Below are 17,206 nucleotides of genomic sequence, written 5' to 3' on the forward strand. Positions count from 1 at the left end.
AGGGGATGAATTTTTCGCTGTCGCGCGCAATGCTGATCGCCGAGGCCGACCTCGTCGGCATCGCCGGCGAGCGCGCTGTCTGCGACCGGCGCGGCGTGCTTTATTTTCCCGATCTGCGGTTGCTCGCCGTCTCCGACTTGCATCTGGAGAAAGGCTCTTCTTTCGCCAGGCGCGGCGCGCTGATCCCGCCCTACGACACCGGAGCCACTCTGCTTCAGCTCCAGGCGGTGATTGCCGATTACCAGCCGCGGATCGTCGTCAGCCTGGGCGATTCCTTCCATGACGGCAGCGGCGCCGAGCGCATGCACCAGAGCTTCCGCGGGCGCCTGGAGGCGATGATGGCCGGTCGCGACTGGTTTTGGGTCGCCGGCAACCACGACCCGGAAGCGCCCACCGACTTGCCCGGCGAGACGGTGCAGGAACTTGCCATTGGCTCGCTGGTCTTCCGCCACGAGCCGTCGAAGCTGCGGGTGGAGGGCGAGATTGCCGGCCATCTTCACCCCTGCGCGCGCATCGTCCAGCGCGGCCGCTCGGTCAGGCGGCGCTGCTTTGCCGGCGACGGCGGCCGCATGATCATGCCGGCCTTCGGCGCCTATACCGGCTCGCTCAACGTGCTCGACCGCGCCTATGCCGACCTGTTCCGCCTGGAAACGCTCGTGGCCTATATGCTGGGTGCGGAACGCATCTTCGCGATCTCTGGCTCGATGCTGCGGCCGGGCTGAGACGCTACTCTCGTCCATAGTAGAGCGTGACCGTATGCTTCGCCTCGGCGAAGAACAGCCAGCGTTCGACCAGCATGCCGGCGAACTGCGCGCCAGCTGCAAGCACGGATGCGATTGCCCTCAAAGGCCATGGCAGGAAGAACACGCTCGCCAGCAGGATGGCAGGCACGGCAAAGGCCAGCGCCTGTGTGATCCGCCGCAGCTTGGCGCCGTGCTTGCGCGCGATGCGAAAACCCATTTCCTTGAGCAGGTAGTTTTCTTCCGTATGCGGCCATTCGATTGAACGCACCGTGCCGCCAGCAAGTCCGGTCGCCGTGTTGGTCGTCGTCGGAATCTCCAGCCCGTCATTGTAGCGCCAGGTCGCAAGCTTCCAGCCCCAGCCGGCGAGCGTGGCAAGCAGCGCCCAGGTCAACACTGCCGTCGAACCCAATCTGAACCCCTGGAGCAAAGCGTTAGCGAGAACGCTTCCGGTCATCGCCGCGAAGATAAGGTAAGCCGGCAAAGTATAGCGGCTGTGCCATTGCGCGATCGGCTTCAGCGAAGCGTAGATCATGCCGGTCGTGCAGACTGTCACAACCGCGCCCGCCGCCGCCAGCAGGCCGGCGACCGCCACCCAGCCGCCGCTGCGGCCGAGAAGCACCCAGCCGATGCCGAACAGCCCGGCCGGGATGAAGGTCGCGACCGACGCCACCCCTTCGCGCGATAGCCAGGAGCTGCGCCACTGCGAGAAGGCGCGCCAGGCCCGCTCGGGGCGGCCGAGATGGCCGGTGGAGGACAACAGGCCGGCCGCGATCAGGCCGAGCGCCAGCACCATGCCGATGAGCCCCAGCCAGAAATCGGCGTGGACGAAACCCAGTCCGCCAAGAACGCCAAGCAGCGCCAGCAGGCCGTAGCCGGCGCCGGTCGCGGTGGTGAAAAAAACAACGGAAAAGGCGGGATGCATGATCGGCTAGTTCGAAAGCATGCGGTCGATCCAGCCAAGGAAACCGCCCTCGGCTCTGATCGGCTGCAGCGCCGGCGCGTCCACCTTCGCCGCGCGTTCGCTGCGGGCACGCGGCGGCAGATATTTGTTGGTCGGCTTGTAGCCGAGCTCCGGCATCAGATCGACGCCGCCCCGATCCGTCACGAGTTGCGAGATGGCGGAGGCCGGGTCGCCGAGATCGCCGAAATGCCGGGCGCTGGTCGGGCAGGCGGCCACACAGGCGGGCACGCGGTCCTCCGCAGCCAGATTGTCGTTGTAGATGCGGTCGACGCAGAGCGTGCATTTCTTCATCACGCCGACGTCGGTGTCGAACTCGCGCGCGCCATAGGGGCAGGCCCAGCTGCAGAGCTTGCAGCCGATGCATTTGTCCTCGTCGACCAGCACGATGCCGTCCGAGGCGCGCTTGTAGGAAGCGCCGGTCGGGCAGACGGTGACGCAGGCCGGCTGCTCGCAATGCAGGCAGGAGCGCGGGAAGTTTACCGTGCGGCCGCCCATCTCGGTCGTGTGCTCGTAACTGTGCACGCGGTTGAACCAGACACCGTCGACATGTCCGCCATAGGGGTCGATGTCGGTCAGCGGCGCCATGTGGCCGCCGGTGTTCCACTCCTTGCAGGCGGTGACGCAGGCCTGGCAGCCGACGCAGGTGTCGAGATCGATGACGAGGCCGAGCTTCTTCTCGGTCCGGGCGGGAAGGCAGGTCATTCGGCGGCTTCCCTCTTCATGCGGAACGATGCTCCGAACCGCAGTATGTCCGGCGACGGCTTGAAATGCGGCGGCTGGGAAAAGCGCTCGAATTGCGGCTCGGTGAAGCCTGCCTCCTGCGGCGCGCATTTGACGATGCGCACGCGCACGTCGAACCATGCCGCCTGGCCGGTGACGGGATCGGAATTCGAATAGCGCTTACCGCTGGCGTCCGCCGCTGTCCGGTCGCCGATGATGTGGTTGAGCAGGAAGCCGCGGTTGGATTCCGCCGCATCGTCCTTCAGGCCCCAGCCGCCGCGCCGCTTGCCGATCGCGTTCCAGGTCCAGACTGTGTCCGGGTTCACGCCGTCGATCAGCTTGATCTGGCCCTTCACCCGGCCGTTGATGCTTTCGATCCAAACCCAGTCATCGTCGGCAAGGCCGAGCCTGGAGGCCGTTTCGCGGTGAATGAACAGCCGATTCTGGCTGGTGATCTGTCTCAGCCACGCATTCTGCGAGCCCCAGGAATGGTACATGTGCATCGGCCGCTGTGTCAGCGCATGCAGCGGATACTGGTCCAGATCGACGGTCTCTTCCTCGCAGGGCGCGTACCAGAACGGCAGCGGGTCCATATAAGCTTCGATGCGGCCGCGCTCGGCATCGGGCGGCTGAGCCGTCCCATGGCCTCGCGCGGCAAGCCTGAACCGCTGCATCGGCTCCGAGTAGAGCTGGAAGACGATGGGCTCGGCCTCGGGGATGAAACCCATCTCGACGGCGAAGTCGAGATAGGCGCGGTTGCCCATTTTGTAGTAGCGCTGGTCGTCGGAGAAATCGTGATGCCAGAAGCCGCCATTGTCGATGTAGCGCTGCAGCTGGTCGGGGTTGACGTCGCCCCTGCCGATCGCGCCTCCGTCCTTGCCACGCCAGCCGGCAAGCGGGCCGATGCCGGGCGTGCGCTCATGGTTGACGATGTAGTCGGCATAGTCGCGGTATTTCGCCGAGCCGTCCTCGTCGACGAAACCGGGCAGGCCGAGCCGCGCGCCGAGCTCGATCAGCACCGACTGGAACGGCCGCACGTCACGGTCCGGCTGCACCACCGGATGGCGGATGGCGTCACCCGGCCCGTCGGCATGGCTGATCGGCCGGTCGAGCAGGCTGATGCAGTCGTGCCGCTCGAGATAGGTCGTGTCGGGCAGCACCAGATCGGCAAAAGGCACGGTCTCGGAATAATAGGCGTCGGAGTAGATAATGAAGGGGATCCTGTAGGTGCCCGCCTCGTCCTTGTCGGCCAGCATGCGAACCGTCTCGACCGTATTCATCGAGGAGTTCCACGCCATGTTCGACATGTACATCATCAGCGTGTCGATCGGATAAGGATCGCCGGCCCAGGCGTTGCGGATGACTGAGTGCATCAGCCCGTGCGCGGCCAGGGGCGCTTCCCAGGAGTAGGCCTTGTCGATGCGGGTGGGCTTGCCGGCCTCGTCGACGAGAAGATCGTCCGGTCCGCAAACAAAGCCGAGTGGCATGCCGTCGAGCGGCGTCATCGGGCGGACGTCCTTGCCGGCAGGCTTTGGACCCGGCGGCGCCGAGCGCGGGTAGGGCGGCTTGAAGCGAAAGCCGCCGGGCACGTCGACGGTGCCGAGCAGGACCTGCAACAGATGGATGGCGCGGCAGGTATGGAAGCCGTTCGAATGGGCCGAGATGCCGCGCATGGCATGCATGGACACCGGCCGGCCCTTCATCGTCTCGTGCCGGCGGCCAGCCCAATCCGTCCAGGCAATCGGCAGCTCGATCGTCTGCTCGAAGGCGACATGCGCCAGCTCCGCCGCGATCCGCCGGATCGTGTCGGCGTCGACACCGCAGCGCGTTGCGACGGCGTCCGGCGAATGGCTGTCGTCAAGGTATCGCTCGGCGATAAGCTGGAACACCGGCGTGCAGCGGCGGCCGTTTACCGTGTAGGTGCCGCTCAATGCTGGTCTGGCATCCGGGTCCGTTGCGTTGACGGGGACCTTCGCCACCCTGTCCCAGGCCAGCGGATTGCCGTCGCCATCGCGAACGAACAACCCGTCATCGGCGGACCCCGGCTCCTGCATGACGAGCACCGGCGCGTTGGTGTAGCGAAGCAGATAGTCGAGATCGACGCGGCCGGCCTTCAGCAATTCGTGGATGAGGGCCAGCACGAACAGGCCGTCGGTGCCGGGACGGATGCCGATCCAGTCGTCGGCGATGGCGTTGTAGCCGGTGCGGCAGGGGTTGATCGAGACCACCTTGGCGCCGCGCGCCTTGAGCTTGCCGAGACCGATCTTGATCGGATTGGAATCATGGTCCTCGGCGACGCCGAACAACATGAAGTATTTTGTGTTGTCCCAATCGGGCTCGCCGAATTCCCAGAACGAGCCGCCGATCGTGTAGAGCCCGCCGGCCGCCATGTTGACCGAGCAGAAGCCGCCATGCGCGGCGAAATTGGGCGTGCCGAACTTCGATGCCCACCAGCCGGTCAGCGACTGCGACTGGTCGCGGCCGGTGAAGAAGGCGAGTTTCCTCGGGTCGGTGCGGCGGATCGCCGACAGCCGCTCCGTGGCGATGGACAGCGCCTCGTCCCACTCGATCTCGCGGAACTCGCCTGAACCGCGCGGGCCTGTGCGAAGCAGCGGCTTCTTCAGCCGCGCCGGGCTGTAATGCTGCATGATGCCGGCGCTGCCCTTGCCGCAGATCACGCCGCGATTGACCGGATGGTCCTTATTGCCGTTGATGTAGCGCACCTTGCCGTCCTTGATGTGGACGTCGATGCCGCAGCGGCAGGCGCACATGTAGCAGGTGGTCTTGGCGATGCGGTCGAAGACGCTTGGTGAGGTCTCGACGCCGTCGCCCTCGTTGGGCGCTCGGCTGTCGGCCAGTGGCCGTTGCGAAGGTGCGGAATTGGCGCCGCGCGGCGCGGCCCTGCTCATGATCCGCGAACGCTTTCGCCGCCCGCCATCTTGGCTTTTGTCTTCGGTCCCGGGCCGCGCATGTAATGAAGTTCCGGGTGATAGCGCTCACCGGTGAGCTGCCGCTTTAGTCGGCGGCTCCAATGCGCGAACAGGGATTTGAAGCGCCCCACCATTTCCAACTCTTGGTGTATGACGGCCAATTTTTTCCAACTTCAGGCAAAAACTTAGAACAAAGCAATTGATCCGTCTAACAAGCAGCTCTTGTAATTCCGATCGATTTTGCTTCTTAGTTGTGTCATGACCCTCGATCAGTTGCGCATCTTCGTCGCCGTCGCCGAACATGGCCATATGACCAGGGCCGCGGAGCGGCTCGGCATCTCGCAATCGGCCGCGTCAGCCGCCATCCGCGCGCTTGAAAGCATGCACGGCGTGCGTCTGTTCAACCGGGTCGGCCGCAACATCGAATTGGCTCAGACCGGCCACCGGTTCCTGCCGGAGGCGAAGGCTGTCCTGGACCGCGCCGCGGCTGCCCGCGGCGTGCTGGAAGACGTCTCGCAAACCGTCGCCGGCAGCCTGTCGATCGCTGCCAGCCAGACGATCGCCAGCTACTGGCTGCCGCGGCGCCTGGCCTCGTTCCACGAAGCCTATCCTGCCGTGAAACTGAGCGTGACGATCGGTAATACGAGGCAGGTCGAGACCAATGTGCTGGACGGCCGCGCCGATTTCGGCCTGGTCGAGGGCCGCACCGAGTCCGACATCCTGCGCCGCGCCACGGTCGACGAGGACCGCCCGATGCTGGTGGTGGCGCGTTCGCATCCGGAAATTCCCATGACGCGAGCGGGAAATCTCGACATCAGGGCGTTGCGCTGGATCATCAGGGAAGGCGGGTCGGGCACGCGCGAGGCGCTGGAGGATTTCGCGCACAGTCAGGGTGTGCCGCCGGCGGAGCTGCAGATATTCCTGGTCCTGCCCAGCAACGAGGCCGTGCGTCAGGCGGTCGAGGCCGGCGCGGGGGCGACGATCATCTCCGAACTCGTGGTCGCGCGCTCCCTGGCGGAGGGCAGCCTCAGGGCCGTGCCGGTCGAATTGCCGAAGCGCGACTTCGCCATGATCACCCACCGCGACCGTCAGGCGAGCCTCGCCCAGATGGCGCTGAAGGCGCATCTGGGTGGAAAGACCGGCTGAGCCCGGGCGGTATCAGGATGAGGATCATCGCAAACGCTCGCGATTGGCCGAAGCCCTCGGAACTTCGTCATCCTCGGGTCTGCGCCGCGTCGCTTCGCTCCTTGCTTCGCCCGTGGATGACGAAGAGACGGGCGTTTTGGCCAATCTCCCAGGCACGCCGCGTGATACCGGATGCCAGCTAAACTTGCTGCAAAGCTCGCCTCACGCGTATTTGCGCTGCGCGTCGAGCGCCAGGCCGAGGCCGACCGAGCCGAACATGTCGCCTTCTATGACGGAGGCTTGCGGCACCAGCGAAAGGATCTCCCGCTTCGCCAGCGGGATGGCGGTCGAGCCGCCGGTGAGGAACACGGCGGTGATAGCCGAGGCAGCAACCCCGGCCTCGGCGATCGTCCGTTTGACGGTTGCGGCCACGCGTTCGATGTGGCCGCTGATCGTCTTATCCAGGCCGGCGCGCGTGATCTCCGCCGCGAAGCGCGCGCCGGGCAGCGATACCTTGACCTCCGCCGCGGGCTGGTCGGTGAGCGCGATCTTGGCCCTTTCGACCAGTCCAGCCAGCGCATGGCCGTAGCGGTGCTCGACGACATGGATGAAGCGATCGACGAGGTCGGCGCGCTCGGCCTCGTAGCGGATCTGTCTGAGATCCGTCATCGCCCGGGCGGTGTAGACGAGGTTGATGCGCTGCCAGGTCGCCAGGTCGACGAAATAGGCCGCCGGCAGGTTTCGCTTGTGGTCCTTGGTCCGTGTCAGATAGCCGAGCTCGGGCATGATATGGGCGATGCTGAGCAGGCGGTCGAAATCGGTGCCGCCGATATGAACACCCCGGTTGGCGAGGATATCGGCCTTGCGATCGGTCGAACGGGCACGCTCCGGCGAGACCCGCACCACCGAGAAGTCGGACGTGCCGCCGCCCATGTCGACGATCAGCGCCAGCTCCTCGCGGGTGACCTTCTGCTCGTAGTCGAGAGCCGCCGCGATCGGCTCGAACTGGAAAGCGATGTGCTTGAAGCCTTGGGCGTGCGCCGCCTTCTCCAATTCGCCCTGCGCCTTCGCATCGGCCGCCGTGTCGTCGTCGACGAACTGCACCGGCCGGCCGAGCACGACGTTCTCGACCGGACCGCCGGCGTCTTCCTCAAGACGCTTCTTGAGGTGGGCGATGAACAACCCGATGATGTCGATGAAGCCGATCTGGCGCGCCTTGATGCGCGTCTTTTCGTTGGCAAGCGAACTGCCGAGCACGCTCTTCAGCGAGCGCATAAGCCGGCCCTCGATGCTGTCGGCATAGTCGCTGATCGCGCGCCGGCCGAAATAGGTGTAGCCGTCCTCGAAGTTGAAGAAGACGGCGCTCGGCAGGGTCGGCTGCTCGCCTTCCAGCGCTATCAGTCGCGCACGGTCGTTGCGGATAACGCCCACCGTGGAGTTGGACGTGCCGAAATCGATGCCGCCGAATGCTGATTGCATCGCAGCCTCCTATGATTTGGTTCATGGTGGCAGGCCGGCGCATTGCGCGCCGTCATCCGGACCGCTCTATCGAAATTGAATGTGTGCTTGTCCCGAGGGCTGGGAGGCGGCGATTTATCGCAAAACCGGGAAAAGGGAAACCCCTCTTTTCACTGGAGAGCGGGTCTTCCCGCTTTTCCAGACGCGCATCAATCCTTGCGGAAGATGAGCCGGCCCAGCCAACCGGTCAGCATCGCGAGCGATACGGCGAACACGCCATAGAGAAACGAATAGTCGTGCGCGACGCGGAAGATCGACTGCTCGAACCCCGACTTGCGGATTTCGAGCTGGGCCGAGCTTTCCTTGACGAACATGCCGCTCTTGAACAGGAACGCGCGGGCTTTATGGGTTCCAACCGGAACGTTGGGCGCCAGCCGCACGGTGGCGCGAAACAGGTTCTGCGACAGGAACTGCACGCCGCCGACATTCTCGCTGTAGAGGCCGGTCGCCGCCTTGCGATCGCGCAGCGCGGCGGTGAATTCCTCGATGGTTGCCGGGCTGTCGGTCTCGTCGGCGGGCTTCATATAGAGGTTCTTCGCGCCGAGCGAGAGCTGCTTGTATTTGCTGGGCTCCGCGATGTCCTGCAACGGCCGCGTCGTGGCGACGGAATAGGACACCGGCACGTTCTCGAACGTCTCGGACTCCAGGTTGATCCAGACGCCGAGCACCCGGTCTTTACGCCGGACGACGACCGGCCGCGGCGGGCCCTCGAGCACGACGATCACGTCGTAGCGTCCCTGGCGCGCAATCAGCGGATCGGGGTTTTCCAGCGATCCGAAGATCGTCAGGTCGGCGCCGGAGAAGCCGGCGGTGATGGAAATGGCGTCGGTCGACAGGCCGATCTGGATGCTTTCGACCGGTGGTGTTTGCGACATCGCCGGGGTAAGGGCAAAGAGCATCGACAACGAGACGGCGGCTGCAAATGCTCTCAATGCCGCCATCAGTTGAGGCCCGCGGCGGAAAGCGAATAGAGATTGGGCGGCGTCACGAAGAGATCGGCGGCAAGGCGGATGGCGACGGCCAGCACCAGCATCGCCAGCAGTGCCCGCAGCTGTTCGCCGCGCAGCCTCTGGCCGGCCTTGGCGCCATATTGCGCGCCGGCGACGCCGCCGGCCATCAAGAGGAAGGCCAGCATCACGTCGACCGTCTGATTCGTCGTGGCGTGCACCAGGGTGGTGTAGGCCGAGGTGAAGATGATCTGGAACAGCGAGGTGCCGATAACGACATTGGTCGGCACCTTGAGAAGATAGATCAGCGCCGGCACCATGATGAAACCGCCGCCGACGCCCATGATCGACGACAGGAAGCCGATCGCGGCGCCCAAGCCCAGCACCGGGATGACGCTGACGAACAGCTTCGAGGCGCGGAAGCGCATCTTGAACGGCAGCCGGTGGATCCAGTTGTGCTGTCCGGATTTCTTGAGCACCGGTGCCGCGCCGCTGCGGCTGGCGCGCAGCGCGTTGACGCTCTCGACCAGCATCAGCCCGCCGACCGTGCCGAGCAGCGCGACGTAGAGCAGCGAGATGAACAGGTCCAACTGGCCAAGCCGGCGCAGCAGCGCAAAGACGAAGATGCCCGCCGTCGAGCCGACGATGCCGCCGGCCAGAAGCACGCCGCCGAGCTTGAAGTCGAGTGTGCCGCGCTTGAAGTGCGAAAGCGCGCCGGAGAAGGAGGAGGCGATGACCTGGTTGGCGCCGGTAGCGACCGCGATCGCCGGCGGGATGTTGTAGAAGATCAAAAGCGGCGTGATCAGGAAGCCGCCGCCGACCCCGAACATGCCCGAAAGGAAGCCCACCGCCGCGCCCATCGCGAGCAGCACGAAGACGTTGACGGAAATTTCCGCGATCGGGAGATAGATGCCCACCCGTCTGTCTCGATCAGTTTGCCAGTCGGCGCATAATGCCGTCCCCGGACAATAAAGCACCGAAAAGCCAATTTTTTCTTGCGCCGGCGTGGCGGCGGGTCAAATCCCGTCGCTGCGCCGAAACAAAAAACCATCTCAATCAGTTAACAGGCGAATGTGTGGCAGGGCGTCGCTTATGCGACGCGTCTGCCGTTATTTGTGCGCCAGCAGCGCCTTGACGAGCGGCGCGTCGATCTCGCCCGTCGGTTTCATCTTGTTGTCGGTCTGGAATGCCATGATGGCGGTCTTGGTCTTGCCGCCCATCACGCCGTCGGCGCCGCCGGCATCATAGCCGTTCTTGTTGAGGATCAGCTGGATGTTTTTCACCGCCTTCGTCATGTCGATGCCAGCGGTGGTCTGCGGCGTGCTGTCCTGCCAGGACTCCGGAACATCGGCCGAGTTGGCGGCCGCGTTGAGCGGCTTGGCCTTCCACAGTTCCGTGGCGGCGCGCGCCCGCTCGAGCTGCTCGGGCCTAAGCGCATTGGCGATCTCGTCGCGCTTGGCGGCGGCGTCCTTGTCGCCGGTCTTGGCGACCAGCGCGAACCATTTGTAGGATTCTTCCAGGTTCTGCTTCATGCCGACCCCCTTGGCGGCCAGGATGCCGAGGTTGAACTGGCTGTCCTTGACGCCGAGGTCGGCGGCTTCCTGGAACCAGTGTGCCGCCGATTCATTGTCGGTCACCCCGTCGGCGGCCATGGCGAACAGCACCGCCAGATTGTGCATGGCGCTGGCGTTGCCCTGTTCGGCGGCGAGCTGGTAGTAGGTCTTGGCCTTCTTGATGTCGCGCGCGACGCCGATGCCCTTTTCGTAGAAATTGCCGATGCGGTATTCGGCCGGCGCGAAGCCGAGCTCGGCCGATTGCTCATACCATTTGGCGGCTGCCTTCATGTCTTCCTTCACGCCGCGCGATTCCGCGTAGCGCGAGCCGACCTCGAACAGCGCCTTGGCATCGCCGCCGGCGGCAGCGTCGCGCAGCGCCACCGGGCCGATTTCGGAAGGAATATCGAGTTTAGCCGCGGCCGTCGGGCTTGCGGGCGGCGGCACGGCGCCTGTCGTGTCGGCGGCGGTGGTCGCCGGCGGAATGGCCGCCGCACCGGTTGCGGCGCTGTCGGCGACCAGATTGGCTGCCACGGGTTGCTTGGCCATCGGTTGCGTGTTGCCATCCGTGTCCGTCGCGGTGGCGGCAGCGGCGGCAGGTTCGGCCGGCGTTGCCGAAGCCACCGGAGTCGGCGCCGGTTCCGTCGGCGGGACGGCGGCACTTTCGGGACTTGAGGGGATTGAAGCGGCCGGCGAAGTGTCCGCGGCGGGCTCCGCCTGCCTGACGGGTCGGGCAGGGGCGCTTTCGGCCTGTGCGGTGTCCGTGTCGGCCTTCGGCGCGGCGGTGGCATTGAGCGAAGCCGTGTCGACCGACTGCGTGGAGACGATCGGGGCGGGCTGGTTGCTGGCCACTTCGACGGGATCGGACAAGAAGGCCTTGCCCAACTGCAATCCGGCCAGCGCCATCATGATCGCGGCCGCGGCCATCAGGATCGGCTTGCGCCGCGCCTTGAGCAGGTCGCCGATCCTCAGCGCCTTCACCGGGCCGGTCATGGTCGACTGCCGCTTCAGCGCGTCGGCTTCCGCAGCGGCGGCTTGGGCCGCGCGGCGGGCCGCGGCGATGAAGTCGGACTTCGCAGCATCGGATTCGGCGCGCTTGACCGGTTGGCCGCCGCGCTCGTCGCGCACGCGCTTCATGATGGCGTTGAGGTCCGGCGCGCCGGAACCGGGTTCCAGGGGCCGGTTGGCGGCCTTGGGGTCGAGCGGCTCGTCGATATCGACGCTTGGCGCATCGCCATCCGGCGCCGAGCCGGCGAGCGCCTGCGTGTCGGCATCCTTCTTGCCTTTGAAGGCGCGCGCCAGGCTGCTGAACATCGATTTCCCGCGGCCGGCGGTTTCGCGCTTGTCGCCGATCGGGTCCGACCCGAGCGCAGCCATGGCCGCTGCAGCCGCGGCTTCCGCCGGCGTGCGGGCCGGGCCCGGCTCGCTGCGCATGATGACGGCGGCACGGCCCTCGAGATCGGCCATGTCTCCGCTCAACGGCAGCGGCTGGTCGATGTCCATCGAAGGCGCGTCCTGCACCGCGATCTTGCCCCGGCCGCCGCGCTTGCCGGTCGTTGGCGGATCGACCAGTTCGCTGACCGCTTCGCTGGTCTCGCTCGATTCCAGCGAGCCCAGCCGGTCGACGATCTTGAGCAGCGTGTCGTGGATCGCCTCGAATGTCCGCGAGTTGCGCTCGTCGGAGCGACGGGTGAGCGCTTCGAGCGTCTTCAGGTCCTGGGCGAGGCCGGCAACGGCGATCGCGTTGGTCTGGGCCGTGTTGGACGTCGATTCGGCAAGCGATCTGACGGCGCTCTCGGCCGCCTCGCGCGCCACGCTCAGGATGGAATCACGCGTCCCGGCCAGTGATTTCTCGATCTCGTTGAGGCGCGGGCTGATATCTTCGAACTCGGGCAGCGGCGTGCCCGGCCTGGAGAGATGCGCCGAGAGGCCGGCGACCTGCGCTTCCAGGCTGCGGATCAGGGCCGGATCGATCCCCGCAACCTGCTGTGCCGACGATTCCAGCCGGCTGGAAATATCCTCGAGCCGGCTTTCCAGCCCGCGGATCGCCATGTCGTTGGCCGGATCCGGCGCTCGTGTCTCGATGCGCTTGGCAAGCGCGGTAAAGCGCGCGTCGATCGCTTCCATGATGCCGGCGCTGTCGTCCTGCCGCATGCGCTGGTCGAGCCTGTCCGCGACCTCGTCCAGCCGCCGCTCGAGATCGCGGAACAGGCTATTGCCTTGCTCCATCGCATCGGCCTGGCGGCGCTCGAGCAGCATGGACAGCGCGTCGAAGCGCTGCTCCAGGCCCTGGAAGATATGGTCGGCGTCGAGCATGGCCGGAGCGCGGTCCATCTTGTCGGTGATCAGCGCGATCTGCTTGCCCAGCCGCTCCATCGCCTGTTCCGGCAGGTCGGAGCGGCCGGCTAACTGGTCTACACGGCTGCTGAGAAGGTTGAGGCGGTCGAGGACCTCCGCTCCCGGCCGCGCCTGCGCGACCTCCTCGATCTGCTGCGCCAGCGAGGTCATGCGCTTCTCGATCCGGCCGAAGGTTTCAGGGTCGAAGGCATTGGCCTGCGCGGCCACGGTCGAGGCGACGATGGCGCGCGAAATCTCGTCCAGCCGCTCGTCGATCATGGCGAGCGTTTCGCCGCCAAGCATGGTCTGATGACCGGCGAAACGCTCGACGGCGCCGGCAAGCGTGCGAACCTTTTCCTCCAGCGAGCGCAGCGAAAGCGATTCCGGCAGGTTGTTGACGGCGCTGCTGATCTGTTCGAGCCGGTCGGTCAGCACCGAAAGGCTGGGGCCCTCGGCGCGTTTGCGCTGGTCGGCGTCGACGCGGTCCTCGAAGGCGCTCCAGCGGCGATCGAAATCGTCCCAGCGGCGGTCCACCGCGAGCACGCTCTCCTCGCGCGCCAGCGTGTCCAGCGCACCCTTCACCTGTTCCAGTTCCAGCCGCAGCAGGTTGACGCTGCGGTCATCGCTTTTATCGGCGAGCGTCTGGATGGCGCCCGAAAGCCGCTCGAATTCGCGGCTTAGCTCGGCGCTGCTCTTGTCCGGCATGCCGCTGGCACCGCGCTGGCTGTTGGCCTGCATGGCGCGGTCGATGTCCTGGCGAAACGCTTCGAATTCCCGCTGCAGGCCGGCGGTCATCTGGTGGCGCAGTTCCTCGCGCAGCCCGCGCAGTTCGACGGCGATCTTGCCGACCAAGGCGACGCTGTCTTCCTGGCCGCGCACCCGGTCGATGTCGCGCGCGATCGCCTGGTAGCTCGGGCCGAAAGCGGGCCCGGCGGGCGCCGGGTTTTGCGGCGCGCGATTTTGCGGGCCAAGATTTTGCTGGGGATGGTGGAGGCCGAGGTTCTGCGGCGCCGGATTTTGCGGCGCGCGGTCCAGGGGTGGTTGCGCGGAATATGGATCTTCATACCAGCGCGGCTGGCCGTAGGGCTGCGTGCTGGGGTAACGCGGCTCGACGGACGGCCGCCGCGGATCGGGGCGATCGGACATGTCGGCGCGCGTGCGGTCCAGCCGTTGCTCCAGCGTTTCGAGCGACCGGTTTAGTTCCTCGAGCGAGGTGTGCGGCCGGCGTTGCCTGCCGGCATTGAGTGTATCGAGATAGGACCGCTTGCTGTTCATCGATGCGCCCGTGTTCAGAATGCCCGGCTGGAGGCCGGTTTTCCAGAGTCCTGCCGGGAACGAAGCGAGCCGAGCGGTTTTGCTGCGGAGGAAGACGGGCTTCCCGGGTTTTCACCCGCGCTTCGAAAAACCGTGAAAAATTCGCTACAGGATAACCACGGGTGACCGACATGCGCACATTTCGCCCAACGTGGTAAACAAGGCGTTAACCAAGCTTAAGAAGTCACGCATAATCATGAGCCGCCTGTCGGGTGCGGCATAAAGGTCGGTTTTGACAACGCCCTTGCGTCACCCTGCGGCTGTCGATATAGAATTGACGTAAACGTAAAAGGTGCGAAGTCGTGCCTATTGCGATTGACTTGTTGCAACCACGATTGGAAGCACGCCCCCGCTTCCATCCAGGCGACGCTTGGTCCGCGACCGCGACGCCACCAGGGGAAAGCCAGTGACCATGAAACTTGTTTCGCCCGGCGAAGCCGCGGCCAATACCAACAATATACCGGCCGAGGCAGTCGAGGAATTCGTCCGCATCGGCGAGATGGCCAAGAAATACGGCGTGACCTTGCGCACGCTGCGTTTCTACGAAGACAAGGGCCTGCTCAATCCGCATCGCGACGGCTCGACCCGTCTCTATACGCGCCGCGACAAGGCTCGGCTGAAGCTGATCCTGCTCGGCCGCAAGGTCGGGTTCTCGCTGCGCGACGTCAAGCAAATGATGGATCTCTACGATCCGACCGGCACCAACACCAAGCAGTTGCGGCTGGCGCTCGACAAGTCGGAGAAGCAGCTCGCCCGCCTGCAGAAGCAGCGTGCGCTTATCGACGACGCCATCGGCGAGTTGAGCAACTCGATGTCCGTCGTGCGCCAGATGCTCAGCGAGCGCAGCGCGGCACCGCAGGCCAGCGTCGCAGGCTGATCGCGCCGCGCCACCAACGGCGACAATCCGGAAATTGAGAGCCGCGCGGCCATGGCCGCGCGGCTTTTTTCGCCACGACGCCTAAAGCGCGTCGCGCTGAAACGGATTCAGGCGGCGCGCTTAAGTCGTTGTTTTGATGCATGCCGTTGTCTCAGAACCGCCGCGCACTTCTAAGCGGCATGCATTATCCGTTCACAAAAAATTTTGACTGCGACCAAGTTGACGTTTACGCAAACGTCAATATTTTGTGTCCGGGCATCGACATTGGGCCCGGCCTCCTGTCCAGGACGTGGACAGGCAACTTGCTGGCCGGCGGGGACCGCAAGGGTGGAGGAAGCTATGACGACCTACAGGGCGCCGATCCAGGACACGCTGTTCGTGCTCACCGACGTGCTGGGCTATCAACGCTATTCCAATCTTCCGGGCTTCTCGGACGCGACGCCCGACGTGCTCGAGGCGATCCTCGCCGAGGGCGCCAAGCTTGCCGAGAACGTCATGCATCCGCTGAACCGCGTCGGCGACATGGAAGGCTGCGTGCGCCATGACGACGGCTCGGTGACGACGCCCAAGGGTTTCAAGGACGCCTACGATCAGTATCGTGAGGGCGGCTGGATGGGGCTTGCCGCGCCTGCCGAATTCGGTGGCCAGGGCCTGCCCTACGCGATTCACACCGCCGTCTCCGAATACATGATCTCGGCCAACATGGCGCTGATGATGTATCCCGGCCTGACGCAAGGCGCGATCGCGGCAATCGTCACCCACGGCACCGACGAGCAGAAGCGCACCTGGCTGCCGAGGCTGATCGAAGGCGTCTGGACCGGCACCATGAACCTCACCGAGCCGCATTGCGGCACCGACCTTGGCCTGCTGCGCACCAAGGCCGTGCCGGCCGGCGACGGCACCTACAGGATTTCCGGCCAGAAGATCTTCATTTCCGCCGGCGAGCATGACATGGCCGACAACATCGTTCATCTGGTGCTGGCCCGCGTCGAGGGCGCGCCGGAAGGCGTGAAGGGCATTTCGCTGTTCATCGTGCCGAAGTTCAAGCTCGATGCCTCGGGCAATCCCGGCCAGCGCAACACGCTCTCCTGCGGCTCGATCGAGGAGAAGATGGGCATCCACGGCAACTCGACCTGCGTCATGAACTACGACGAGGCGGAGGGCACGCTGCTCGGCGAAATGAACGGCGGCCTGAAGGCCATGTTCACGATGATGAACGAGGCCCGCCTCGGAGTCGGGCTGCAGGGGCTCTCGGTTTCAGAGATCGCATATCAGAACGCCGTTTCCTACGCCAAGGACCGCCTGCAAGGCCGTTCGCTGTCGGGCGTCAAGGCGCCGGATGAGAAGGCCGACCCGATCATCGTTCATCCAGATATCCGCCGCTCGCTGATGACTATGAAGGCCTTCAACGAGGCGGGGCGCGCACTGGCGCTGTGGACGGCGATCAAGTCCGATGTCGCGCATCGCTCCGGCGACGACGAGGACCGCCGGGCGGCCGATGACTACACCGGCCTGATGACGCCGGTGGTCAAGGGCGTGCTCACCGACAAGGGTTTCGATCATGCGGTGATGGCGCAGCAGGTGTTCGGTGGTCATGGCTATATCGAGGAGCACGGCATGAGCCAGTTCGTGCGCGATGCTCGCATCGCCATGATCTATGAGGGCGCCAACGGCATCCAGGCGCTCGACCTGGTCGGCCGCAAGCTGGCGCAGAATGGCGGCCGCGCCGTGCAGGCCTTCTTCAAGGAGGTCAGCGAGTTCTGTGAGGAAAACCGCGCCGACGAGAAGATGGCGGCCTTCACCAAGGCGCTGAAGAAGGGCCTCAACGACCTGCAGGCCGCCACCATGTGGCTGGTGCAGAACGGCATGGCCAAGCCCGACAATGCGGGCGCCGCCTCGACCGACTACATGCATCTCTTCGGCCTTGTCGCGCTCGGTTACATGTGGGCCCAGATGGCAAAATCCGCGCAGGCGAAGCTTGCGGAAGGCGCTAATGGCGCTACCGTGTTCTACGACACCAAGCTGGTGACGGCGCGCTTCTTCATGGAGCGCATCATGCCGGAAACGGCGACGCGGCTTGCCCGCATTTCCAGCGGCGCGGACACGCTAATGGCGCTGCCGGCGGAAGCGTTCTAGGTTGGTGGGCCGGCCTTGCCGGCCCACAATTGTCGGAACGCGGAG

The 17,206-nt window shown here is 65.3% G+C and carries 11 protein-coding genes; 4 read left to right on the forward strand and 7 right to left on the reverse strand.

The genetic code is table 11. The features are described 5' to 3' along the window. Positions 1-5 precede the first annotated feature (5 nt). Positions 6-722, forward strand: coding sequence for a ligase-associated DNA damage response endonuclease PdeM (gene pdeM / locus F3H96_RS03175; protein ID WP_149790464.1), 717 nt, complete (start codon positions 6-8; stop codon positions 720-722). Between the two features lie 4 nt (positions 723-726). Here the strand turns inward: pdeM and F3H96_RS03180 are convergent, their stop codons facing one another. Genes F3H96_RS03180 through F3H96_RS03190 form a run of 3 tightly spaced genes read right to left on the reverse strand, consistent with a single transcriptional unit; the run spans position 727 to position 5,333 of the window. Next, on the reverse strand, positions 727-1,665 hold the full coding sequence (locus F3H96_RS03180; protein WP_149790465.1) for a DmsC/YnfH family molybdoenzyme membrane anchor subunit: 939 nt from the start codon (positions 1,663-1,665) through the stop codon (positions 727-729). A 6-nt stretch (positions 1,666-1,671) separates the two neighbouring features. Continuing rightward, positions 1,672-2,406: a 4Fe-4S dicluster domain-containing protein gene (locus F3H96_RS03185; RefSeq protein ID WP_149790466.1), complete on the reverse strand. Its 735-nt coding sequence runs from the start codon at positions 2,404-2,406 to the stop codon at positions 1,672-1,674. Beyond that, positions 2,403-5,333 carry a molybdopterin oxidoreductase family protein gene (locus tag F3H96_RS03190; protein ID WP_149790467.1) on the reverse strand — a complete coding sequence of 977 codons (2,931 nt, stop codon included), beginning with the start codon at positions 5,331-5,333 and terminating at the stop codon, positions 2,403-2,405. The genes F3H96_RS03185 and F3H96_RS03190 overlap by 4 nt, the downstream gene beginning before the upstream one ends. A gap of 279 nt (positions 5,334-5,612) precedes the next feature. On the opposite strand from F3H96_RS03190, the gene F3H96_RS03200 reads away from it, so the two are divergent. Continuing rightward, positions 5,613-6,500 (forward strand): LysR family transcriptional regulator, encoded by an 888-nt coding sequence (locus F3H96_RS03200; protein ID WP_149790469.1) that lies wholly within the window; start codon positions 5,613-5,615, stop codon positions 6,498-6,500. Positions 6,501-6,701: 201 nt separating this feature from the next. On the opposite strand, the gene F3H96_RS03205 is transcribed toward F3H96_RS03200, so the two are convergent. From F3H96_RS03205 to F3H96_RS03220, 4 genes are all read right to left on the reverse strand, one after another. Then, complete coding sequence (locus F3H96_RS03205) at positions 6,702-7,958, reverse strand: Hsp70 family protein (RefSeq protein WP_149790470.1); 1,257 nt, start codon at positions 7,956-7,958, stop codon at positions 6,702-6,704. Between the two features lie 188 nt (positions 7,959-8,146). Next, positions 8,147-8,938, reverse strand: coding sequence for a TIGR02186 family protein (locus F3H96_RS03210; RefSeq protein WP_149790471.1), 792 nt, complete (start codon positions 8,936-8,938; stop codon positions 8,147-8,149). Continuing rightward, positions 8,938-9,861 (reverse strand): sulfite exporter TauE/SafE family protein, encoded by a 924-nt coding sequence (locus F3H96_RS03215; RefSeq protein ID WP_149790472.1) that lies wholly within the window; start codon positions 9,859-9,861, stop codon positions 8,938-8,940. Before F3H96_RS03215 ends, F3H96_RS03210 begins: the two co-directional genes overlap by 1 nt. Positions 9,862-10,053: 192 nt before the next feature. Further along, positions 10,054-14,109, reverse strand: coding sequence for an SEL1-like repeat protein (locus tag F3H96_RS03220; protein ID WP_149790473.1), 4,056 nt, complete (start codon positions 14,107-14,109; stop codon positions 10,054-10,056). Between the two features lie 451 nt (positions 14,110-14,560). Here F3H96_RS03220 and F3H96_RS03225 point away from each other — a divergent pair, with 451 nt between their 5' ends. Next, positions 14,561-15,025 (forward strand): MerR family DNA-binding transcriptional regulator, encoded by a 465-nt coding sequence (locus F3H96_RS03225; protein ID WP_149790658.1) that lies wholly within the window; start codon positions 14,561-14,563, stop codon positions 15,023-15,025. Between the two features lie 339 nt (positions 15,026-15,364). Continuing rightward, entirely contained in the window at positions 15,365-17,161 is a 1,797-nt protein-coding gene (locus F3H96_RS03230; RefSeq protein WP_149790474.1) for an acyl-CoA dehydrogenase, read from the forward strand. Positions 17,162-17,206 lie beyond the last annotated feature (45 nt).

This window comes from Mesorhizobium sp. NFR06 (genome assembly GCF_900115245.1).
In the GTDB taxonomy this organism is placed as follows: domain Bacteria; phylum Pseudomonadota; class Alphaproteobacteria; order Rhizobiales; family Rhizobiaceae; genus Mesorhizobium.